At 66.7% G+C, this 22,256-nt stretch carries 20 protein-coding genes; 12 read left to right on the top strand and 8 right to left on the bottom strand.

The window, feature by feature from the left end:
• Positions 1–30: 30 nt before the first annotated feature.
• Positions 31–1,101 (bottom strand): phytoene/squalene synthase family protein, encoded by a 1,071-nt coding sequence (locus tag MKK63_RS28780; RefSeq protein WP_244007580.1) that lies wholly within the window; start codon positions 1,099–1,101, stop codon positions 31–33.
• The gene (locus MKK63_RS28775) at positions 1,082–2,605 is read right to left on the bottom strand and encodes a phytoene desaturase (protein WP_244007578.1); all 1,524 of its coding nucleotides are present in this window, start codon (positions 2,603–2,605) and stop codon (positions 1,082–1,084) included. The genes MKK63_RS28780 and MKK63_RS28775 overlap by 20 nt, the downstream gene beginning before the upstream one ends.
• A 213-nt stretch (positions 2,606–2,818) precedes the next feature.
• Here MKK63_RS28775 and MKK63_RS28770 point away from each other — a divergent pair, with 213 nt between their 5' ends.
• From MKK63_RS28770 to MKK63_RS28760, 3 genes are all read left to right on the top strand, one after another.
• Positions 2,819–3,790 carry a GDP-L-fucose synthase family protein gene (locus MKK63_RS28770; protein ID WP_244007576.1) on the top strand — a complete coding sequence of 324 codons (972 nt, stop codon included), beginning with the start codon at positions 2,819–2,821 and terminating at the stop codon, positions 3,788–3,790.
• A 129-nt stretch (positions 3,791–3,919) separates the two neighbouring features.
• Complete coding sequence (locus MKK63_RS28765) at positions 3,920–4,945, top strand: SGNH/GDSL hydrolase family protein (RefSeq protein ID WP_244007574.1); 1,026 nt, start codon at positions 3,920–3,922, stop codon at positions 4,943–4,945.
• Positions 4,946–4,948: 3 nt separating this feature from the next.
• Positions 4,949–5,620, top strand: a complete 672-nt coding sequence (locus MKK63_RS28760; protein ID WP_244007572.1) for a GDSL-type esterase/lipase family protein — start codon at positions 4,949–4,951, stop codon at positions 5,618–5,620.
• Here MKK63_RS28760 and ilvD read toward each other — a convergent pair whose 3' ends face one another.
• Positions 5,621–7,450: a dihydroxy-acid dehydratase gene (ilvD, locus tag MKK63_RS28755; protein WP_244007570.1), complete on the bottom strand. Its 1,830-nt coding sequence runs from the start codon at positions 7,448–7,450 to the stop codon at positions 5,621–5,623. It lies immediately after the preceding gene.
• 128 nt (positions 7,451–7,578) lie between these two features.
• On the opposite strand from ilvD, the gene ade reads away from it, so the two are divergent.
• Complete coding sequence (gene ade / locus MKK63_RS28750; RefSeq protein WP_244007568.1) at positions 7,579–9,300, top strand: adenine deaminase; 1,722 nt, start codon at positions 7,579–7,581, stop codon at positions 9,298–9,300.
• 87 nt (positions 9,301–9,387) lie between these two features.
• Entirely contained in the window at positions 9,388–9,813 is a 426-nt protein-coding gene (locus tag MKK63_RS28745; protein ID WP_244007565.1) for an organic hydroperoxide resistance protein, read from the top strand.
• A gap of 178 nt (positions 9,814–9,991) precedes the next feature.
• On the opposite strand, the gene MKK63_RS28740 is transcribed toward MKK63_RS28745, so the two are convergent.
• Together MKK63_RS28740 and MKK63_RS28735 are read right to left on the bottom strand one after the other, a co-directional pair.
• On the bottom strand, positions 9,992–13,162 hold the full coding sequence (locus MKK63_RS28740; protein ID WP_244007563.1) for an efflux RND transporter permease subunit: 3,171 nt from the start codon (positions 13,160–13,162) through the stop codon (positions 9,992–9,994).
• 49 nt (positions 13,163–13,211) lie between these two features.
• On the bottom strand, positions 13,212–14,486 hold the full coding sequence (locus MKK63_RS28735; protein WP_244007561.1) for an efflux RND transporter periplasmic adaptor subunit: 1,275 nt from the start codon (positions 14,484–14,486) through the stop codon (positions 13,212–13,214).
• Between the two features lie 382 nt (positions 14,487–14,868).
• Here MKK63_RS28735 and MKK63_RS28730 point away from each other — a divergent pair, with 382 nt between their 5' ends.
• Together MKK63_RS28730 and MKK63_RS28725 are read left to right on the top strand one after the other, a co-directional pair.
• Positions 14,869–15,096, top strand: a complete 228-nt coding sequence (locus MKK63_RS28730) for an HOOK family protein (protein WP_244007559.1) — start codon at positions 14,869–14,871, stop codon at positions 15,094–15,096.
• A 425-nt stretch (positions 15,097–15,521) separates the two neighbouring features.
• Positions 15,522–15,701 (top strand): hypothetical protein, encoded by a 180-nt coding sequence (locus MKK63_RS28725; RefSeq protein ID WP_244007557.1) that lies wholly within the window; start codon positions 15,522–15,524, stop codon positions 15,699–15,701.
• 352 nt (positions 15,702–16,053) lie between these two features.
• Here the strand turns inward: MKK63_RS28725 and MKK63_RS28720 are convergent, their stop codons facing one another.
• Genes MKK63_RS28720 through MKK63_RS31830 form a run of 3 tightly spaced genes read right to left on the bottom strand, consistent with a single transcriptional unit; the run spans position 16,054 to position 18,012 of the window.
• Positions 16,054–16,272 (bottom strand): hypothetical protein, encoded by a 219-nt coding sequence (locus MKK63_RS28720; RefSeq protein ID WP_244007555.1) that lies wholly within the window; start codon positions 16,270–16,272, stop codon positions 16,054–16,056.
• Positions 16,265–16,879 (bottom strand): cysteine hydrolase family protein, encoded by a 615-nt coding sequence (locus MKK63_RS28715; protein WP_244007553.1) that lies wholly within the window; start codon positions 16,877–16,879, stop codon positions 16,265–16,267. The genes MKK63_RS28720 and MKK63_RS28715 overlap by 8 nt, the downstream gene beginning before the upstream one ends.
• Positions 16,876–18,012: a GNAT family N-acetyltransferase gene (locus MKK63_RS31830; protein WP_279574922.1), complete on the bottom strand. Its 1,137-nt coding sequence runs from the start codon at positions 18,010–18,012 to the stop codon at positions 16,876–16,878. Before MKK63_RS31830 ends, MKK63_RS28715 begins: the two co-directional genes overlap by 4 nt.
• A 211-nt stretch (positions 18,013–18,223) precedes the next feature.
• Between MKK63_RS31830 and MKK63_RS28705 the strand changes: the two genes are divergently transcribed.
• From MKK63_RS28705 to MKK63_RS28685, 5 genes are all read left to right on the top strand, one after another.
• Positions 18,224–19,237 carry a LysR family transcriptional regulator gene (locus MKK63_RS28705; RefSeq protein ID WP_244007551.1) on the top strand — a complete coding sequence of 338 codons (1,014 nt, stop codon included), beginning with the start codon at positions 18,224–18,226 and terminating at the stop codon, positions 19,235–19,237.
• Between the two features lie 77 nt (positions 19,238–19,314).
• Positions 19,315–19,935, top strand: a complete 621-nt coding sequence (locus tag MKK63_RS28700; RefSeq protein ID WP_244007549.1) for an urease subunit gamma — start codon at positions 19,315–19,317, stop codon at positions 19,933–19,935.
• 2 nt (positions 19,936–19,937) lie between these two features.
• Positions 19,938–21,665, top strand: a complete 1,728-nt coding sequence (gene ureC, locus MKK63_RS28695; protein ID WP_244007547.1) for an urease subunit alpha — start codon at positions 19,938–19,940, stop codon at positions 21,663–21,665.
• A 33-nt stretch (positions 21,666–21,698) separates the two neighbouring features.
• Positions 21,699–21,848, top strand: a complete 150-nt coding sequence (locus MKK63_RS28690; protein ID WP_244007544.1) for a DUF29 family protein — start codon at positions 21,699–21,701, stop codon at positions 21,846–21,848.
• A partial coding sequence (locus MKK63_RS28685; protein WP_244007542.1) for an urease accessory protein UreE occupies positions 21,845–22,256 on the top strand: 412 nt, incomplete at its 3' end. The genes MKK63_RS28690 and MKK63_RS28685, both read left to right, overlap by 4 nt.

The following is a 22,256-nucleotide window of genomic DNA, read 5'->3' as shown; positions in this document are numbered from 1 at the left end:
TCAGATCAGGGCGTTGAATTTCGCGGCGGCTCAGGACGGCGCGGATCGGCCGAAGGCTTCCCGCTCACGCATCCGTTCGATGAGATCGAGGACGTGGACGACCCGGCCAGTCACGTTCCACCACGGACGCAACGCGGGCCGATTGTCCCGAGAGCTTGGCGGTTGCTGCGCGACCGCCTGGATCAGGAACAGCGTCTGCGGCAGCGCAGGAGCGGCAAAATCCACTTCGTCCGCCGAAGCCCGAAGCGACCGGGCGATCAGCGCGAGCTTGCGGGTACCGCTGACGCGGGCACGGCGAGTGACCGTGTCGTAGTTGGCGATTGCGATCTCGCGCCCGATCTCACGGTAGATCAGGCCTGCGGCGCGGATGGCCGGCCGGCACCGCGGCGGAAGCTGGGCGATCCCGGCTTCGGCGCGGCGGTACAGTCCGTCAGCCTCGGTTAACAGCCGTGCGACGAGGCCGGCGAGCGCCGGGCTCGGCCGGGGATCGGCCAGGAATGCGTCGGGGTCGAGCCCGGCCGCCCGCATCCAATCGAGCGGCAGGTAAATCCGGCCCATGCGGGCATCCTCGCCGACGTCGCGGGCGATGTTGGTGAGCTGCATCGCGGCCCCGAGGTCGCAGGCGCGGGCCAGGGCCTCGGGCGTGCGCACGCCCATGATCAGCGCCATCATCGCGCCGACCGAGCCGGCCACCCGCGCCCCGTAGGCGTGGAGCGCGTCGAGATCGGCGTAAAACCGCCCCTCGGCATCCCAGGCCAAACCCTCGATGAGCGCGCGGGGCAGCGCCTCTGGAATCGCGAAGGCGGTGACGATCTCCGCGAAGGCCCGGTCGGCGGGGGTGTCGGCGGGTTCGCCGGCATAGGCTCTGCCGATCCGGTGATCAAGGCGGGCCACAGCGGCGTGACGGGCCGCCGCGCTCGGCGCCTCGTCGACGAGATCATCCGAGTAGCGGCAGAACGCATAGAGACCGTAAGCCGCCTCGCGGACATCCCCGGGCAGGAGCTGCCCGGCCGCGAAGAAGCTCTTGGAGCCGTGACGGATCGCGACCCGACAGGCGGTCCGGTCGGCGGCGGCGGCGAATTCAGGCGGTAACGCGGGCATCGGGAACCACGCTGTCGAGGACGCGGGCGGAGGAGAGCACGCCGGGCAAGCCGGCGCCGGGATGCGTACCCGCTCCGACCAAGTAGAGATTGCGCACATGGCCGTCGCGGTTGTGCGGGCGGAACCATGCGGATTGCGTCAGCACCGGCTCCAGCCCGAAGCCGGAACCGCGATAGCTCAGGAAGTCGTCCTGAAAGTCCTGAGGCGTCGTCACCCGGGAGGTCACGATCGCATCCGTCAGACCCGGGAGCAGACTCGTCTCCAGGATCCGGGCGATCCGGCGCCGGTACGAGTCCGCGAGCGTCTGCCAGTCCTGTCCGCCAGCGAGGTTCGGTACCGGCGCCAGCACGTAGAAGGCATCGCATCCCGGCGGCGCGAGGCTCGGATCGGTCGCGGTGGGCCGATGCAAGTAGAGGCTCGCATCCTCGGCCAGGACCTTGCGGTCGAAGATGTCGGACAACAGCCCGCGATAGCGCGGTCCCAGCAGGATCGTGTGGTGATCCACCTCTGGGTAGCGGCGCTTCGTGCCGAAATACCAGACGAACAGGCCCATGGAAGAACGGGCGCGACGAAACCGACCCGAGCTCCAGCGTTGCGCCTCTGGCAGAAGGCGCGCATGCGTCACCGCCGAATCGGCGTTCGAGACCACGAGATCGGCCGCGATCGTCTCGCCGCCTTGAAGCTCGACCCCGGTCGCCGAGCCGTTCTCGACGCGGATGCGCGCGACCTCCGCACCGAGCCGAACACGTCCGCGCTGGCTGCGGATCAGGCGCACCAGCCCGTCGACGAGCTGTCCGGTGCCGCCCATGGCGAAATGGACGCCCCAGCGGCGCTCGAGATCCGCGATCAGGCAGTAGATCGCGCTGGCCTGGAACGGATTCCCGCCGATGAGCAGCGGATGGAAGCTGAACACCGTGCGCAGTCGCTCGTCGCGGATGAAGCGCGCCACCACATTGTATACCGAGCGGTGGCCCGACAGGCGGATCAGGTCCGGGGCGATCTTCAGCATCGCCCCGATCCGCCCGAACGGGACATGGCCGAGCCGCTCGAATCCGATCTCGCAGACGGCCCGGCTGTGGGCCATGAAGCGCTCGTAACCGGCAACGTCGTCCAGCGCGAAGCGGGCGACCTCGGCACGCATGCGGTCGGGATCGCCGCTATAGGCGAAGGACGATCCGTCCGCGAATTGGATCCGATAGAACGGGTCCATCGGGACCAGCGTCACGTCGTCGGATAGGCGCCGTCCGGCCAGCGTCCAAAGCTCCTCGAACAGCTGGGGCGCGGTGACGATGGTGGGTCCGGCATCGAAGGTAAACCCGTCCTGCCGGTGGACCCGCGCGCGGCCTCCCGCCTGTTCCAGGCGCTCCAGCAGCGTCACACGGTAACCGCGGGCGCCGAGCCGGACGCCGGCGGCGAGACCGCCGAAGCCCGAGCCAATGACCACGGCATGCGGCCGCCGATCGCGGACCTGTTCAACGCTGTGATCGACCGCGAGTGTCAGCATGGCTTGACACTATGGCGGCGTTTCGATGGGACGCAAGGGCCTGGGCCCAACAAGCGTCACCATGTGCATCCGCGATAGGATCGGGTCGAGCTATGTGTGGATTGCGTCAAGCCGCTGCGCCGCAGAAATATTGCGCCCGCGCCACGATTCTTCGCCGGTTCGGCGCTATAGGGCCCCGACGACTCTGGGATCGGATAGGAAACGAGACGCGTGATGGACGATCGCGGTCAGACCATCTTCGTGGCGGGCCACCGGGGCATGGTCGGCTCGGCGATCGTGCGGTGCCTGCAGGCGCAGGGCCGCACGCGCATCCTCACGAACGATCGGCAGAGCCTCGACTTGACCGATCAGGCCGCCGTGCGCCGCTTCTTCGCCGAGCAGCGCATCGATCAGGTCTACCTCGCCGCCGCCAAGGTCGGCGGCATCCACGCCAACAACACCTACCCGGCAGAATTCATTCACGACAACTTGGTGATTCAGACCAATGTCATCAACGCGGCCCATACGAGCGACGTCGACCGGCTGCTGTTCCTGGGCTCGTCCTGCATCTATCCCAAGTTCGCCGAGCAGCCGATGCGCGAGGACGCGCTGTTGACCGGTCTGCTGGAGCCGACCAACGAGCCCTACGCGATCGCCAAGATCGCCGGCATCAAGATGTGCGAGAGTTACAATCGCCAGTACGGGCGGCGCTATCGCAGCGTGATGCCGACCAACCTGTACGGGCCCAACGACAATTTTCACCCCGACAACGCCCACGTGCTGCCCGCGCTGATGCGCCGCCTGCACGAGGCGAAGGCGGCGGGCCGAGACAGCGTCGCGGTCTGGGGCACGGGCCGGGCGATGCGCGAGTTTCTGCACGTGGACGACATGGCGCGCGCCAGCGTGTTCGTGATGGGCATGGACGATGCGGTCTACGCGGCCAACACGCGCCCGAACCTGTCGCACATCAATGTCGGCAGCGGAGTGGACTGCACGATCGCCGATCTGGTGCAAATGCTGGCGCGAGTGATCGGCTATGAGGGCCGCCTCACATTCGATGTGACTAAGCCGGACGGCGCGCCGCGCAAACTGATGGACGTGTCGCGGCTGGCCGCGATGGGCTGGCGGCCGAAGATCGGCTTGGAAGACGGCCTGCGCCAGACCTACGGCTGGTTCCTCGAACATCAAGCCGAAATTCGCGGCTAGGGCCCTCTTTGCTGCAGCGGCAATCGGTTCGACGCACGAGGGCGCGCTGCAATAGGGTCCTCAGAGCGCCCTCCCCGGCGGACGGCGCCGCAATCACGCCAATCGATCAACCGGCAGGAGAGAGGGACCATGGCCCAGGGGCCGTCCGACGCCGACGAACACGCCCGACGGCAGAAGTTCGTGAAGACATTCCAGAATTTCGACGCGCGAACGCGTTTCCCGGCCCCCTACGTTCAGTTCGCGGGGAAGCCGTTGACTGCCCTGCCGGAAAAAGGATGGCGCTACGACGGCCTCGGTTATTTCAACACGGCCCACGCGGAGGCACGGCCCGCCTCGGAGACGCTGCGCGTCTTCGTCGTTGGCGACAGCACGCTCGTCGACGGGCAGGTCTTCGCCGACACGGTGCCTGGGCGGTTGGAAACGGGGCTGAAGCGGGTCCACGGCGAAGGTGCGCGCGTCTATAACTTTGGTGCGATCTCAGCCTGCCTGAACCAGATGATTGCTCTGATCACGACCCGACTGATGGATCTTCAGCCGGACGTGATCCTGATCGTCGGCGGCGGAACCGATATCTTCCAGCCGTGGAGCTTCGATCCGCGGGCCGGTTTTCCCTTCAATCACTTCATCAATGAATGCCTGCACGATTTCGTCTTGGATTCCGGGCGAACCGAGGCCGAAACGGAGCCGCTCTCCTATGAGAATTTGCAGGCGATGATCTTCAATCGTCTCGAGAATCTGCGCGCGTTGACCAACTGGCAGTCGGACATCTGGGAATGGGAGGTGGTCCGCCAGTTCGAGTTGTCGCTGAAGCGTCTCACCCGTCTCGCCCCCGGCATCGGCGCGCCGACGCGCTTCTATCTTCAGCCTACCGTCGTTCGCAAAACCGAGCGTGTGGCCGAGGAAGCGAACGCCGCGTCCGGAACCTTTCTGGCCTATCTCGGCCGCCAGTACGACCGCTTCGAGGGCGTGCTCGGCCGCCTCGAACTCGCGACCGACGCGCCTTTCACGGTGCGCGACCTGAGCCGGCTGTTCGAAACCGATGGCCGCTCCCTGTTCACCGACATCGTGCACGTGACGTCGGAGGGCCGGCAGATGATGGCGGACAGGCTTCAGGCGGACGTCGCCGAGATTCTCGGCATTGCGTCATCCGCCTGACCCATGGTGGCGCCGATCGTCTTCATCGGGGACTCGATCACCGAGCAATGGGGCAATCTCCGCGCCAAGACCTTCGCGGCCCACGATCTCATTTCCCGCGGCGGATCGGGCCAGACCGCGCGTTGGATCACCATGCGGTTCCGCCGCGATCTGGAGGAGACGGGTGCGAAGGGCGTCCATCTCCTCTGCGGGGTGAACGATATCGGCCGCAACGAGGGGGTGTTCGTGCCCGCCGACGAGATCGCCAGGATCATCGCCGGCATGCTCGACGAAGCGCGAGCCATGGGCGTGACGGCGTGGGTCGGCTCGATCATGCCGGCTGCCCGGATCCCGTGGAACCCGGAGGTGCCGGATGCTCCGGCGATGATCGCGGCGGTCAACACATGGCTGCGCGACCACGCGCATGAACACGGGGCGACCTACATCGATTACCATTCCGTGCTGGCTGACCCGAAGGGCGGCTTGCGCCGGGCCTACGGCACGGACGGGCTCCACCTGAATACCGCCGGCTACCGGGCGATCGAACCGCTGATGCTGGCTGCGTTGGGCCGCGTCCAGCCGGACGCCGCTGTCGCAGACGTGCGCAGGGCCGCGCGGGGGCGGATCGTCGGGCTCATCGTGGCAGCGGCGGCGGTTCTGGCCGCCGTCGCCACCCTGGCCCTGATGACCCGCTGATCAGACCCGGCGCACGGCCCCATGGGCTGCGCTGGTCGTGAGCATCGCGTAGGCGCGCAGGGCAGCGCTGACCTTACGCTTGCGGGGTTTCGCGGGCTGCCAGCCCGCCGCCGCCTGCGCGGCGCGGCGGCGGTCGAGTTCCCCTGCATCCACGTCGAGCCGGATGCTCCGGGCCGGGATGTCGATCGCGATGGCATCGCCGTCGCGCACCAAGCCGATCAGGCCGCCCTCGGCCGCCTCCGGAGAAACGTGGCCGATCGAGAGGCCGGAGGATCCGCCGGAGAACCGCCCATCCGTCACGAGGGCGCAGGCTTTCCCGAGGCCCTTCGATTTCAGGTAGCTCGTCGGGTAGAGCATCTCCTGCATGCCGGGGCCTCCGCGCGGGCCCTCGTAGCGGATCAGCACCACCTCGCCGGCCGTGACCTTACCGTTGAGGATGCCGTCGACCGCCGCGTCCTGGCTTTCGAAAACCCGGGCCGTGCCGGTGAAGGTCAGTATCGAGGTATCGACGCCCGCGGTCTTCACGATGCAGCCCTGCTCGGCGAGGTTGCCGTAGAGCACCGCGAGGCCGCCATCCCGCGAATAGGCGTGCGCGGCATCGCGGATCACGCCGCCCGCGCGATCGATGTCGAGTTCGTCGAAGCGCGATTCCTGGCTGAACGCCACCTGGGTCGGCACGCCGCCGGGCGCGGCGCGGTAGAAGGTCTGGACCGAGGCGGACGGGGCACCGCGTACGTCCCAGCGGGCGAGCGCCCCGGCGAGAGTCCCGGCCGAGACGTTGCCCACCGTGGTATCGATCAGGCCGGCCCGGTCGAGTTCGCCCAGAATGCCCATGATGCCGCCGGCCCGGTGGACGTCCTCCATGTGAACGTTGGCCACCGCCGGGGCGACCTTGCACAGCACGGGGACCCGCCGCGACAGCCGGTCGATATCGGCCATCGTGAACGGCACCTCACCCTCGTGGGCGGCGGCCAGCAGGTGCAGCACCGTGTTGGTCGATCCGCCCATAGCGATGTCGAGCGTCATGGCGTTCTCGAAGGCCGTGAAGTTCGCCACCGCCCGAGGCAGCACGCTTGCGTCGTCCTGCTCGTAGTGGCGGCGGGCCAGATCGACGATGAGGTGGCCGGCCTCGATGAACAGGCGCTTGCGGTCGGCATGGGTGGCAAGCACCGAGCCGTTGCCCGGCAGGGCCAGCCCCAGTGCTTCGGTGAGGCAGTTCATCGAGTTCGCCGTGAACATGCCCGAACAGGAGCCGCAGGTTGGGCAGGCCGAGCGCTCGATGACCGCGACGTCTTCGTCGGAGATCCGATCGTCGGCGGCCGCAATCATGGCGTCGACGAGGTCGACCTTCCTGTCGATGCCCGGAAGTTGCACCTTGCCGGCCTCCATCGGGCCGCCTGAGACGAACACGGTCGGGATGTTTAGGCGTAGGGTCGCCATCAGCATGCCGGGGGTGATCTTGTCGCAATTCGAGATGCACACCATCGCGTCGGCGCAATGCGCGTTGACCATGTACTCGACGGAATCGGCGATCAGCTCCCGCGATGGCAGCGAGTACAGCATCCCGTCGTGGCCCATCGCGATGCCGTCATCGACCGCGATCGTGTTGAACTCCTTGGCGACGCCGCCCGCCGCTTCGATCTCCCGGGCCACGAGCTGGCCGAGATCCTTCAGATGGACGTGGCCGGGCACGAACTGCGTGAACGAGTTAACGACCGCGATGATCGGCTTGCCGAAATCGGCATCCTTCATGCCGGTGGCGCGCCAAAGGCCACGGGCGCCGGCCATGTTGCGACCGTGGGTGGTGGTGCGGGAACGATAGGCGGGCATCGGCAGATTCGACCGTTTCAAGGGTGCTGGGCTTCTGCGCCCCCACTGGTCCGCCTGCAAGCGTCGCCGAGGGCCATGCATCCGTGGCATGCTCCCGGCGGATAGCGAAGCGAAGGCGACATCGCACGATGCAACAAACGGATTTCCTGCGGCGGGTCATCGATCAGGGAACGGGCCGCGCCGAGGCCGACCTCGTCCTCAAGGGCGGGCGGTTCCTCGATCTCGTCACCGGCGATCTCGTGGTGTCCGATATCGCCATCTGCGGCGACCGGATCGTCGGCACCTTCGGGACGTATCGCGGGCGGCGCGAGATCGACATCGCCGGCAAGATCGTGGTGCCGGGTTTCATCGACACGCATTTCCACGTCGAATCCTCGCTGATGCCGCCACAGGAATTCGAGCGGTGCGTCCTGCCGCACGGCGTCACCACGGGGATCTGCGATCCGCACGAGATGGCCAACGTCCTCGGGGTCGACGCCTTCGCGTGGTTTCTCGCCTCCGCGGAGACGCTGGCGATGGACCTGCGGATGCAGCTATCCTCCTGCGTCCCGGCCACCGACCATCTCGAGACCTCAGGCGCCCGGATCGGGGTCGCCGATCTCCTTCCCTTTGCCACCCACCCGAAGGTAGTCGGGTTGGCCGAATTCATGAACTTCCCAGGTGTGCTCGCGGGGGATCCGGGGGTGCTGGAGAAGCTTGCCGCCTTCCAGGGCCGGCACATCGACGGCCACGCCCCCCTCCTGCGCGGTGAACGTCTGAACGGCTACATCGCGGCCGGCATCCGTACGGAGCACGAGGCAACCACGCCCGCGGAAGCGCTCGAAAAGCTCTCGAAGGGCATGACCGTGCTGATCCGGGAGGGCTCGGTCTGCAAGGATCTGCACGCGCTGGCGCCAATCCTTACCGAGCGAACCGCGCCATTCCTGGCCTTCTGCACCGACGATCGGAACCCCCTCGACATCGCCGAGGAAGGACATCTCGACTTCATCATCCGCACGGCCATCGCGCTGGGCGCGCCGCCGCTTGCCGCCTACCGGGCCGCCTCGTGGTCGGCCGCGCGGGCCTTCGGCCTACACGATCGCGGCTTGGTGGCGCCCGGCCAGCGCGCCGACTTGGTCGTGCTCGATGATCTCGAAACCTGCCCGGTCTCCCGGGTCTTCGCAGCGGGCCGGCCGGTGGAAGAACCACTGTTCGCCGGCCGCCCATCGGTCGCCCCGATCGGCCGCAACAGCGTCAGGGCGCGGTCTGTCACGGCAGCGGATTTCACCGCGCCGGGTTCCGGACCGTCGACGCCGGTAATCGGCGTTGTCCCGGGCCAGATCATCACCCTGCGTCACGACCTGTCGCTGCCTTACGCGGGCGGCGAGCGGCACGTCGATCTCGCCCAGGACGTCATCAAGGTCGCGGTCGTGGAGCGCCACGGACGCACAGCGCCGGGCGCGCGCGGGATTGGCGTCGCCTTCGTGAAGGGGTTCGGCTTGCAACGGGGCGCAATCGCGTCCTCGGTCGGGCATGACAGCCACAACATCACGGTGGTCGGCGTCGAAGAGGCCGACATGGCAGTGGCGGTGAACCGCCTGGGGGAGATCGAGGGCGGCTTCGTGGTGGTGGAGGGCGGCCGCGTGCTGGCCGAGATCGCCCTACCGCTCGCTGGCCTCATGAGCCTGATGCCATCCGACGTGATCCGGACGGATCTTCTCACCCTGCGCGCCGCTGCGCAAAGCCTCGGCGTGGTGCTGCCCGAGCCGTTTCTCCAGGTGGCGTTCTTGCCGCTGCCGGTCATCCCGCACCTCAAGATCACCGATCGCGGCTTGGTGGATGTCGATCGGTTCTGCCTCATCGATCCTTGATTTTAGATTGCGCACAATCTAAATTGGGACTATCCAGAGGCTCGCCGGCCCCTAGTTGGCGACCCTCATTCGCAACAGGAGATCCGCATGTCCGTAGACGTGAAGTACCGCACGACCGCGACTGCCACCGGGGGCCGCGACGGCGCCGCCCGCACCGCCGACGGCAGCTTCGAGGTCAAGCTCGCGACCCCGAAGGAGCTCGGCGGCGCCGGCGGTCCGGGCGCGAACCCGGAGCAGCTCTTCGCATCGGGCTACTCGGCTTGCTTCCTCGGCGCGATGAAGGCCGTAGCGCCCTCGCTGCAGCTCAAGGTCCCGGCCGACACCAGCGTGACCGCCGAGGTCGGCATCGGCCCGCGCTCCGAGGGCGGTTTCGGCATCACCGCCGATCTGACGATCAGCCTGCCTGGTCTCGACCACGCCGATGCGCAGAAGCTCGTGGACGCCGCCCATCAGGTCTGCCCGTACTCGAACGCCACCCGCGGCAACGTCAATGTCGGGCTGAAGATCGCCTGAAGCATCTACCGATGCGGGCTTCGCTTCGGCGAAACCCGCATCGAAGGCGCCGCAGGCCATCTCTCCGGATGGAGCCTGCCGATTCTCATGCGGCCTTCCGACTAGACTTTCAGCAACGCCATTCAATGCGACGCTCAAATGCTTCGCCGCGTTCACTGACGGCGGCTCGATCCCAGCTTCACTCGGCCGCGCGCAGTGTCGGTGGTCCGCGGACCTCCTCCACCGGCTCGGCTTCGGTTCCTTCGTGCGCGGCATCTACGGTCGCCGGCTTGTCCCCATAGGAGAAGCGGTGGGCCAGCCGGTCGAGGTAGATGTAAATCACCGGCGTCGTGAACAGCGTCAGGATCTGGCTGACGGCCAGGCCACCGACCATCGCGTACCCCAGCGGCTGTCGGATTTCGGATCCGGTCCCATGGGCGAACATCAGCGGGATGCCGCCCAGCAGCGCCGCCATGGTGGTCATCAGGATCGGGCGGAAGCGCAGCAGGGCAGCCTTCCGGATTGCCTCTTCGGGGCTGAGACCCTCCTCGCGCTCGGCCACGATCGCGAAGTCGACCAGCATGATGCCGTTCTTCTTCACGATGCCGATCAGCAGGATGATCCCGATGAGCGCGATCAGGCTGAAATCGTACCCCGCCCACATCAGCACCGCGAGCGCGCCGACGCCGGCAGAGGGCAGCGTCGATAGAATGGTGATCGGGTGGATGAAGCTCTCGTACAGGATGCCGAGGATCAGGTAGACCACGAACAGGGCCGCGAGGATCAGCAACGGCACGGTCGAGAGCGATTGCTGGAACGCCTGGGCGGTGCCCTGGAATCCGCTCATCACCGTGGGCGGCACCTGCAACTCGCGCATCGCCTGCGCGATCGCCTCGGTGGCCTGCCCCAGCGCTACGTCGGGGGCGAGGTTGAAGCTGATCGTCACCGCCGGAAACTGGCCCTGATGGTTCACGGCCAGCGGCGCCACCGGCACGGTCGTCCAGTGCGCGAAGGCTGCGAGCGGCACTTGCCCGCCGCCGTTGGGCGCCTTGATGTAGATCTTGTCGAGGCTTTCGACGGTACCCTGCAAAACGGGCAGCACCTCCAGCACCACGTGATAGCTGTTGAGCTGCGTGAAGTACTGGGCGATCTGCCGCTGGCCGAACGCGTCGTAGAGCGTGTCGTCGATCAGCTGGGGCGTGATGCCGTACCGAGAGGCCGCGTCGCGGTCGATCGACAGGGTCAGGGTCGTGCCGCGGGTCTGCTGGTCGGTGGCGACGTCGCGCAGCTCGCGCAGGGTCTTCATTTTGTCGAGGATTTTCGGCGCCCAGGTGTTCAGCTCACCGAGATCTGGATCCTGAAGTGTGTACTCAAACTGCGTGCGCGAGGTGCGCCCGCCGGTGCGCACGTCCTGCGTCGCCTGGATGTAGGTGCGGATGCCCTCAACCTGTTCGAGTTTCGGGCGTAAGCGCCCGATGACCTGGAAAGCATTGACGTCACGTTCGTCGCGCGGCTTGAGCGTGATGTACATCCGCCCGGAATTGAGTGCCTGACCATTGCCGCCGAGCGACATGCCGACGGTGGCAATCGCCGGATCGGCCTGGACGATGGCGCCGACCTTCTCCTGCAGCGTCTTCATCGCCGAGAACGAGATATCTTGCCCTGCCTCGGTGACGCCGATCATGAAGCCGGTGTCTTGCTGCGGGAAGAAGCCCTTCGGGATCGCCACGAACAGGTAGCCGGTCAGCGCCAGCGTGGCGAAGAAGACCAGCAGCGTCACCTTGCGGAAGCGCAGGGCCACGTCGAGGGCATCCTCGTAGACGGACAGCAGCCAGTCGAAGCCGGCCTCGCTCATCCGGTAGAGGCGGCCGTGCCGCTCGGCGCCGTGAGCTTTCAGCAGGCGCGAGGCCATCATCGGTGTGAGCGTCAGCGACACGAAGGCCGAAACCGCGATCGTCATCGACAGCACCACGGCGAATTCGCGGAACAGCCGGCCGATGATGCCGCCCATCAGCAGCAGCGGGATCAGCACCGCGATCAGCGACACCGAGATCGACACGATGGTGAAGCCGATTTCGCCCGCGCCCTTGAACGCGGCCTCCCTGGGCCGCATCCCCTCCTCGATGTAGCGGCTGATGTTCTCCAGCACGACGATGGCGTCGTCGACCACGAAGCCCACCGAGATGGTCAGCGCCATCAGCGAAAGGTTGTCGAGCGTGTAGCCGGCCATCCACATCAGCGCGCAGGCGCCGAGTAGCGCGAGCGGCACCGTCACGCTCGGGATCACGGTCGCCCAGAAGCTGCGCAGGAACACGAAGATCACCGCCACCACAAGCACGATGGTGAGCAGCAGCGTGAACTGCACGTCCTCGACCGATGCGCGGATGGTCTGCGTGCGGTCGCTCAGGATGCCGATCTTGATGCCGGCCGGCAGCGTCGCGGTCAGCTGGGGCAGCTGCGCCTTGATGCTGTCCACCGTGTCGATGACGTTGGCGCCCGGCTGCTTGAACACCACGAGGAAGACGCCGCGCTTGCCGTTGGTCCAGCCCGCCTGCTTGGTGTCCTCCGGCCCGGCAACCGCGTGGCCGATGTCGCGCACGCGCAAGGGTGCGCCGTTCTGGTAGGCGACGATCACGTCGTTCCAGTTCTTGGCCGCCGTGAGCTGGTCGTTGGCGTAGATCGTGTAGCTGTGGCTGCCGCCGTCGATGCTGCCCTTGGGGTTGTTCACCGTGGTCAGGGTGAGCTGCGTGCGCACGTCCTCGAGCGAAAGATTCTTCGCCACGAGCTTGGCCGGATCGACCTGGATGCGGATCGCCGGCTTCTGCTGGCCGCCGATGAAAACCTGCGCCACGCCGGAAATCTGGCTGATCCGCTGGGCGAGCTGCACGTCGACCGCATCGTCCACGTCGATGAGCGGCATGGTGTCGGATGTGGCCGAGAGCAGGAGGATCGGCGAGTCGGCCGGGTTGACTTTCCGATATGTCGGCGGTGTCGGCAGGTTCTTCGGAAGCTGGCCGCTGGCGGCGTTGATCGCCGCCTGGACGTCGCTCGCCGCTCCATCGATGTTTCGGTTGAGATCGAACTGAACCGTGATCGACGAGATCCCGAGGGAACTCTGCGACGTCATCTGTGCGACGCCGGGAATCTGCGAGAACTGCCGTTCCAGGGGCTGCGCCACGGAAGACGCCATGGTCTCCGGGCTCGCGCCGGGCAGCTGCGCCGTGACCTGGATCGTTGGGAAGTCCACCTGCGGCAGCGGCGCGACGCCCAGCAGTGGATAGGCCACCACCCCGAGGAACAGGATGCCGACCATGATTAGCGTGGTCGCGACCGGGAAGCGGATGAAGGGCGCCGAGATGCCGCCTTTCATCGCCGGGCCCCGCGCATGTGCCGATCCATCGTTTGAGCGAATCGGCGCATCAGCGGTGCGCCTCCATCTTGGGCGTGGACGTCGCCGCCTGCGTTGCCCCGGGGGCATGCGCCTCAGCGACGAGACTGCCGTCCTGCACCTTGTACTGGCCGGCCGTGATCACGCGCTCGCCCGGCTTCAACTCGTCGCCGAGGATCTGCGTACGGCCGGCATCGGACCGCCCGGCCTTGAGGGACACCTGATGCGCGTGATCGGACTCGTCCACCACGAAGGCGAACAACCCGTCGGGCCCGTGCTGGATCGCATTGTCGGGCACGGTCGTGGCCAGCGCAACGATCCCGACCCGCATCTTTGTCGAGACCGACAGGCCCGGCCAGAGCGCGTGGTTCTGGTTCTCGTACACGGCCTTGAGGCGAATGGTGCCGGTCGCGGTGTCGACTTGATTGTTGAACAAAGCGAGCTTGCCGTCCGCCAGCTTGGTGAGCCCGTCCGTACTCCAGGCCTCAACCGGAACGTCCCCCGTCCGCATCGCGGCAGTGATCGCAGGAAGCTGATCCTCCGGCGCGGTGAACACCACGAAGATCGGCTCGACCTGGGTGATTGTCACGATCGGGGTCTGGCCCGCGGCGGTGACGATGTTGCCGATATCAACCTGCCGGAAGCCCGTCACACCCGCGATCGGAGCGCGGATCGTGGCGTAGCCGAGCTGGGTCGTAGCGTTGTCGATCGAAGCCTGATCGGAGGCGACCTGCGCGGTTAGTTGCGCGACGAGCGCGGTCTGCGTCTCGGTCTGCTGCCGCGACGCGTAGGCTCCGAGGCCCGTGTAGCGGACAAGATCCGCCTTGGCGTTGTTCAGGGTTGCGGTGTCCTGATCCTTCTTGGCCTTGGCCTGATCCAGGGTCGCCTGATAGGGGCGCGGGTCGACCTGAACGAGCACATCGCCTTTGTGAACGGTCTGGCCCTCGCGGAAGGCGACCTGCTGGATCTCACCGTCGACGCGGGTTCGGACCTGCACGGTGTTGTAGGCCTGCACCGTTCCGAGACCGTTGGTCATCAGCGCGAACGGACCTTGTGCAACGGTCCCGAGCGTGACCGGCACCGGTCGCGATGCTGCGACCTTCGGTTTCGCCACGGGCTGGTTGACGCGCGTGTAGCCATAGGCTCCACCGCCCGCGACGGCGAGCAGGACCAAGATCAGGCCGAAGCCGCGAGACGGCTTCGGCCTCCCGCCGGACGCGTTACGCCGCGATTCACTTGCGCCAGGCACCGCCTCGATCGCATCGGATCGATATCCGGCACGATGATCCGCATCGTCGCTCAGCATGCGTTCACGCCCGCTCTCCGAGCCGCCCGTCGAGCGGATTGACGTATTTTGCATTCATTAGCATACAATCCGAGCGATCGTCACCGATGCGGTCGATTGACCTGGCTGATCCTGCGCGACGCCGACCGCTGCGAGAAGCCTGTTCGCGAATCTCAACAGCGATACGAGAGCATTGTACCGCGCCGGTTTTATGCCATCCCTTTTTCCGGATCGCCTATCATGAATCCGGAGGCGTAAATCCCACGCCGCGCGCTCCACCGAACACCGAGAACGCACCGAGCAGGTGCAAATGAGAGTGCAGCAGAATAGCTTCGACGCCTCCGCATCCCTCTCTCCCTCAGGCCATCGCGGTCGCGATGCCGTTCCAAAATCCGAAAGCTGCATGGCCCAGACGCTGGAACTGGACGGGTTGAACGAACTGCGTGCCGCGCTCGTCGAGGAGCGGCAGATCATCGTAGCGTCGGTGCGAAAGCTGCGCGAGACGCGGCGGCAGAAGGGCTCGTTCGTTCTCGGCGACGGATCCGAGGCCGGGCCGCGCTTCGTGGCGGTGCAGCAGCAGATCGATGTGATCGAAGCCGTCATCGCCACGTTGACCGGATCCCAGGCTTGAGTCGCCGCGCTCGTGGAGCGTCCGGCGATCCGGGCGCGGGCTGCTCACGGCGCAAGTCTGTAAAGTGCTCCGGTGTCCGAGATGTTTCTGTCACCGCGTGGCCTAGAAACGCAGCGTCGGGCTTGTCCGAGGCTCGGGTCCACTCTATCCGACAATAGATGGTCGCTTTCCCCGCCGACGACCAGATTTACCTCGCTTTCGTGTTGTTAAAACTTCGCAATCAGAGGCGGCCAAGTCGCTTTATTTGTGGTTCAGCTGTTATTTGTCCATCAGCACAGCCGAGCCGGCGCGGCGTCGCATCTGCGGCCTGAGCCGCTTTCCGCGTGACGATGGGGGCCCTTTGTCGAATACCTTGGGCAGGTCGAGCTGGACCGGCTGGGCGCTGGCCTGTAGCGGACAGCGGATCGAAGCACGGAAAGCTTACGATGGACGCCGTCGATAAAACCCTATCGCCCCGCGATGTCGACGCCCACGATGCGTTGCGGCGCGACCCCGCCACGATCGCGCTTTGGCACGCCCTCGACATGAATCGGCAGGCGCGCGACGAGCGCACGGAACGGCTGCGCACGATGCGGCTGGTCTGCGGCGAGGACGAGCGGGCCTAGTCCAAGGGCTGTACGCGGACGCCGGTTCGGCGTGAGAGCGCGCGTCTGCGCGATGTCTTCGCGCTGTGTCCGATTGCGATGCGCACGGTACATGTCGGTCGTCTGGCGAAAGGGTCGGTGAGCGCGACGGGACCATTTTCCCCATGCGGGCTACGACATCCACATTTCGGGGTCGAATCCTGCGATGACACCTGAGCTGGCACGCGGGGCCAGGGGTTCTGGGTCCCCGCACCGGCTTGAGGCGCCCGGCATCATGTGAAGTCGCAAGCCCACACAAGACACGGGGTTTGCGCCTCATTCGGCGACGGCAGCCGCACGGTCGTGCAGCGATCGCAGGGGGATCGCCCACGGCTCACCCCTCGTGCGAAACACTATCCTCGACCCGGGATGCCAGCGCGAACCCCACAGCCATGGCCATGGCCTCGGCATGGGCGATCAGCGCGGGATCCCCGGCTTCTCTGGCCGCCTGGAGGAGTTCGATCGCGTGATGTCCAAGGCGGAGGTCGATCTCGGTATCGCCCGCGCGCAAAGCTGCATCGCCGGCACCGTCGTTCTGGATTCGATCAATCATTGGCATGGGTCGAGTTGGGGGCGAACGCAGTCGGGCTGAAGGGTGACGAAGCAGCAATCCAGCTTTGGGTGCTCATGACATCGCCGAAGGCGCGCAGGACCGCGCTGACCGAACGGTGGATATCGGCGGGGGTGATCCCGTCGAGGCCGTGGCTCGCCGAGGCGTCGCTCAGGAAGGTGATGTCCTGGCCGCGGTGGAAGCCGTCGATTGCGGTGGCGAGGCATGCGGCCTCGCCGGCGAAGCCCGCGATGACCAGTGGCGGAGAGCCCCGCTCCATCACGTCGGCGAAGGCGGGGCTGGCGTAGCAGGAGGGCCGGTCCCGATCGAAGATCATGTCGCAGCCCTGCGGCTCGAAGCCCTCGATCCAGCGGGCGAAGCGGGTGCCCGCCTGGAACAGCGGCCCCCCGATCCAGCGGACGTAGGCGACCTGGATGCCGCTTTCTCGGGCATGGTCGAGGGCAAGCCGGCAATTCGAGAGCGCCGGGCCGATGCTCGGAAGCGCCAGCGGCCGGCCCACGACCTCGTATTCTTGCTGCATGTCGACCAGCACCAGCACCGGGACGCTGCGCGGTCGCCGGTAGAGCGCCGGATTGATCTGGCGCGTCACAGGGCAGCCGTCCTGTCGATGGAGGGCCGGGTCACGGCGCGGGTCCGCGAGCGGTCGAGTGCACCCGCCCGGTGCCAACGCCCCTCCGGCCGGATGATGACGTAGGGATCGACGCCGATGCTAATGGCCTGAGGGTGGCGCTCGGCTTCGAGCAGCATCTCAACGTAGTCGAAGTCGGAGAAGACCAATTCCTGAGCGCCCTCGAACACCCGGAAGCCGAAGCGGCTCCAGAAGCCGACCAGGCGCTTCTGCGCGTGACCGTAGAGGCGGCGGTAGCCCTTGACCCGGGCGAGTTCGATGCCGGCGCGAACCAGGGCGAAGGCCATGCGGGTGTTGCGATATTCGGCCCGCACCGCCAAACGTTCGATCTTGGCGAAATCCGCGAAGAAGCGGATACGCAGGCAGCCGGCGGGCTCGTCGCCGACGTAGCCGATCAGGTGGGTGGCCGAGAGGTCGTTGCCGTCGAACTCCTCCTCGTACGGGCAGGCCTGCTCGGCCATGTAGACGGCGGAGCGCAGGGCGATGACACGGGCGAGATCCTCCATGCTCCGCGCCACGGCGACGCTGGTTCCATGGCCGCCGGGGCGGTGGCTGTCGTAGCTCGGCGCGGCCTCGGGCTTCGATCCGCGGGCGAAGTGGTAGAGGCCGCCCTGCGCAGCGCTCGGCGGAGCGAAGCCCAGCGTCGTCAGAAGCGCGGCACCCTCCGGCGTGGCGGCGCGGGCGTAGAAATCGACGCCCTGATAGTTCGGGCTGGACAGGCGATCGAAAACCAACCCGACTCCGCCGGCTAAGCGTCGGCGCGCATAGACCGCCCAGACATAGATGCCCGCCGGACGTTCGTGCTGACCCGCGAGCATCGCCACCGGCGGCTCGGCCGCGTCGAAAGTGCCCGCCTTGAGTGCGGAGAGCCCTGCCGCGTTCAACATCAAGCAGGCGACGAAGCCCTCACCCTGGGGTGCCGCAGCGTCGAACTTGTGACGCTGCGCAATCGCCAAGACGCTATCTGGATTGTGCGACATCACCCGCTGCGCGGTCCGGAGCGGCGCAAGATCCGGCAGGTCGGTCCCAGCGGCCGCGATGAGCCGATCGAGGTCGCCCGGCGCAGGCATGAAGATCACCAGATGGCGGGCCAACCGATCGATCCGGAGGGCGCCGAGGTCATGCCGGTGCCGTGGGGAGATCTGGGACGGATCAAGTCGTGCCGGGTCTCCGGCAACGAATAGGGATCGATCGATGTGCACCGTCATCGGATGACCTAACATTCGCCTGCGGATTGACGGTTCAGCACTTCGCATCTAGCGCTCGCGCTGTATGTGCAAAAATTGGAACAGGGGTGTTCCGTAAATGGAACAGGTCGCGGCAGCCTTGGGCGCCATGCCCGACTGGCAGAGCATCCGGGTGTTCCTGATCCTCGAACGCGCCGGGAGCTTCCGGTCGGCGGCCGCCCAACTCGGCGTGTCGGTCAACTCGGTCCGCCGGAGGGTCGGCGATCTCGAAGCCCTGATCGGCGCGCCCCTGCTCACCCGCCACGTGGACGGCATTCGCCTGACCGCTGAGGGACGCGCGATCTTGGATGCCGCCAGCCGCATGGAGGAGGCAGCGTTCGGGCTTGTTCGGGCGGGCGAGTCGGCGCCGTTCTCAGAAGCCGGGGAGGTTCGGATCGCGGTCACCGAGGGGCTCGGTGCTTTCTGGCTCGCGCCGCGGCTGGTCGAGTTCCAGCGGGCGAACCCGCGCCTCACCGTCGATCTACGCTGCGCGATGGAATCCGCCGATGTCCTTCGGCTCGAAGCCGACATCGCGATCCAGCTGACGCGGCCAACCAGCCCAGACTTGAGGATCGTCAAGCTCGGGCGGATCCATCTGCTCCCCTACGCGGCCAGGGAGTACGAGGAGACCTACGGTCTTCCCGCGGCTCCGGAGGATCTCGCGCGCCACAGGATTGTTGTTCAGGCAAGCAGCCAGACGATCCGCCTGGAGGATTACAACCGCGACATCCCCGGTTTCCCCGCCTCGATCCCCATTGCTTTGAAGATCAATGTCAGCAGCGCGTATTATTGGGCGATCGCCAAAGGGGCGGGGATCGGCCTGCTGCCGACTTACGCGAGCGCGATCGGGGCTCGAGTCGTCCCGGTGGACAATCTCGGCCGGTACAGCCTCGATATCTGGCTGACTTACCATCCCGACGTCGAACGGATCGAGCGGGTACGCCGGACCATCGCCTGGGTTCGCGCCGCCTTTGATCCCAAGCGGTATCCCTGGTTCCAGGACGCGTTCATCCACCCTCGGGACCTGCCGAGCGCCATCAAGGGCGCGCCCCTGCCTGATTTGTTCGCCGGCTTTACCGGCATGACGCCCTGAGCGGAGCCGGCTGCGACACCCTTGACCGCGCCGCGCGCATGATCCTTGCTCCCGCCGTCACGACGACGAGGTTGCCCGTGCTGCTGACACCCCGCGAGAAGGACAAGCTGCTGATCGCCATGGCGGCCCAGGTGGCGCGCAACCGCCTGGCACGCGGCGTGAAGCTCAACCATCCGGAGGCCGTGGCGCTGATCAGCGACTTTGTCGTCGAGGGCGCCCGGGACGGCCGCACCGTTGCCGAGCTGATGCAGGCGGGCGCCACCGTGCTGACCGTCGATCAAGTGATGGAGGGTGTGTCCGAGATGATCTCCGACATCCAGGTCGAGGCGACGTTCCCGGACGGAACCAAGCTGGTCACCGTCCATCACCCGATTCGCGGCGCGGCCTCGTCCGACGTGCCCGGTTCGGTGACGACGCTGCCTGGCGAGATCGTCTTCAACGCCGGCGCGGAACGCACCGTGATCGAGGTCGCCAACACGGGCGATCGGCCGATCCAGGTCGGATCACATTATCATTTCTTCGAAGTCAATCCGGGCCTCGTCTTCGCGCGCGAGCAAGCCCGCGGCAAACGCCTCGACATCGCCCCCGGAACCGCCGTCCGTTTCGAGCCCGGCTCGACCCGGGAGGTTGCGCTGGTGCCGCTCTCGGGCGGACGCACTGTCTACGGCTTCCGTGGCGACGTGATGGGCAAGCTGTGAGCATGGCCAACACTCCGAAGCCAGCGAGTCTCCCCCGCGCCGCCTATGCCGACATGTTCGGCCCCACGGTCGGCGACCGCATCCGCCTCGCCGATACGAGCCTGGAGATCACCGTCGAGCGCGATTTCACCACCTATGGGGAGGAGGTAAAATTCGGCGGCGGCAAGGTCATCCGCGACGGCATGGGCCAGAGCCAGGTGACGAATGCCGGCGGTGCCGTCGACACCGTGATCACCAATGCCGTCGTGCTCGATCACTGGGGCATCGTGAAATGCGATGTTGGGATCGTGCATGGCCGGATCTTCAGGCTTGGCAAGGCCGGAAATCCGGACGTTCAGCCGGGCGTCGACATCGTGGTCGGCCCCGGCACCGAGGTCATCGCGGGCGAGGGCAAGATCCTCACCGCCGGCGGCTTCGACAGCCACATCCACTTCATTTGCCCGCAGCAGATCGAAGAGGCTTTGTGCTCGGGCGTCACCACGATGCTCGGTGGCGGCACCGGGCCGGCGCACGGCACCTTCGCTACCACATGCACCCCCGGCCCCTGGCACATCGCCCGGATGATCGAGGCTGCCGACGCCTTCCCGATGAACCTCGCCTTTGCCGGCAAGGGCAACGCCGCCCGGCCGGAAAGCCTCGTCGAGATGGTCCGGGCCGGCGCCTGTGCGCTGAAGCTCCACGAGGATTGGGGGACGACGCCGGCCGCGATCGATACCTGCCTATCGGTGGCCGACGCCCACGACATCCAGGTCATGATTCACACCGACACGCTCAACGAGTCGGGCTTCGTCGAGGATACGATCGCGGCTTTCAAGGGCCGGACCATCCACGCCTTCCACACCGAGGGCGCGGGCGGCGGCCACGCACCCGACATCATCAAGGTGGCCGGGCTGCCCAACGTGCTGCCCTCCTCCACCAACCCGACGCGGCCGTACACGCGCAACACCATCGACGAGCATCTCGATATGCTGATGGTGTGCCACCACCTCGACCCGTCGATCCCAGAAGACCTTGCCTTCGCGGAAAGCCGGATCCGGCGCGAGACCATCGCGGCCGAGGACATCCTGCACGATCTCGGCGCACTCTCGATGATGTCCTCGGACAGCCAGGCCATGGGCCGGGTCGGCGAGGTCATCATTCGTACGTGGCAGACCGCCGACAAGATGAAACGGCAGCGTGGCGCGTTGGCCGGCGACAGCTCGGGGACCGACAACCTGCGCGCGCGCCGCTACATCGCGAAGTACACGATCAATCCCGCCATCGCGCACGGGATCTCCAAGCACATCGGTTCGGTGGAACCGGGCAAGCTCGCCGATCTGGTCCTGTGGACCCCGGCGTTCTTCGGGGTGAAGCCCGATCTCATCCTCAAGGGCGGCAGCATCGCAGCGGCGCCGATGGGTGATCCCAACGCCTCGATCCCGACGCCCCAGCCGGTGCATTACCGCCCGATGTTCGGCGCCTACGGCCGGGCGCCCTTTGCCACCGCCCTCACCTTCGTGTCCGGCGCCGCCATCGCGGACGGCCTGCGTGAGCGCCTCGGCGTCCAGAAGGAGCTGGTCGCGGTGGAGAACGTCCGGGGCGGCATCTCCAAGGCCAGCATGGTGCTGAACGATGCCACACCGGTGATCGAGGTCGATCCCGAGACCTACGATGTTCGTGCCGACGGAGAATTGCTGGTCTGCGAGCCCGCCGAGGTGCTGCCGATGGCGCAGCGCTACTTCCTGTTTTGAAGTTCCATTGGTCAAGGTAACAATAGGCTCGGAATGACCAAGGCCGACTTGAGCGGCTGGGCCAAGGACCAGGCACAGCTTCTGCGTGAAATGCGCTTCGACGAACGCGATGTGCCGAACCTGACCGATGAGGTGCTGACCTTGGATTTTATGCCACTTGAGCTGAGTTCCCTGGCGCCATGAACCGCGCCACCCGCGTTCTCCGTTGCGATACCCTCTCGGGCGGCGAGATCATCGACCGGGTGGTCCTCGACCATGGCGACCGCCATCGGAGGCGTGTTGCCATGCGGGGCGTCGGCGGGCTCGGCTTCCTGCTCGATCTGCCCGCACCTGCCGTGCTGGAGGACGGCGACGCCCTCGTCCTCGACGACGGCCGCTTGGTCTGGGTCGAAGCGGCGGTGGAACGCCTTCTTGAGATCCGGGCGCCGAACGATCTGACCCTCAAGCGCCTCATCTGGCACATCGGCAACCGGCACATTCCGGCCGAGATCGGTGCGGACGCAATCTGGATCGCCGACGATCACGTACTCGCTGCGATGGTGAGGGGCCTCGGCGGCACCGCGGTCCACGTGGAGCGGCCCTTCCAACCCG

The organism is Methylobacterium sp. J-088, from assembly GCF_022829295.1.
Classification (GTDB): domain Bacteria; phylum Pseudomonadota; class Alphaproteobacteria; order Rhizobiales; family Beijerinckiaceae; genus Methylobacterium.
This window is presented reverse-complemented; position numbering and strand designations above follow the sequence as displayed.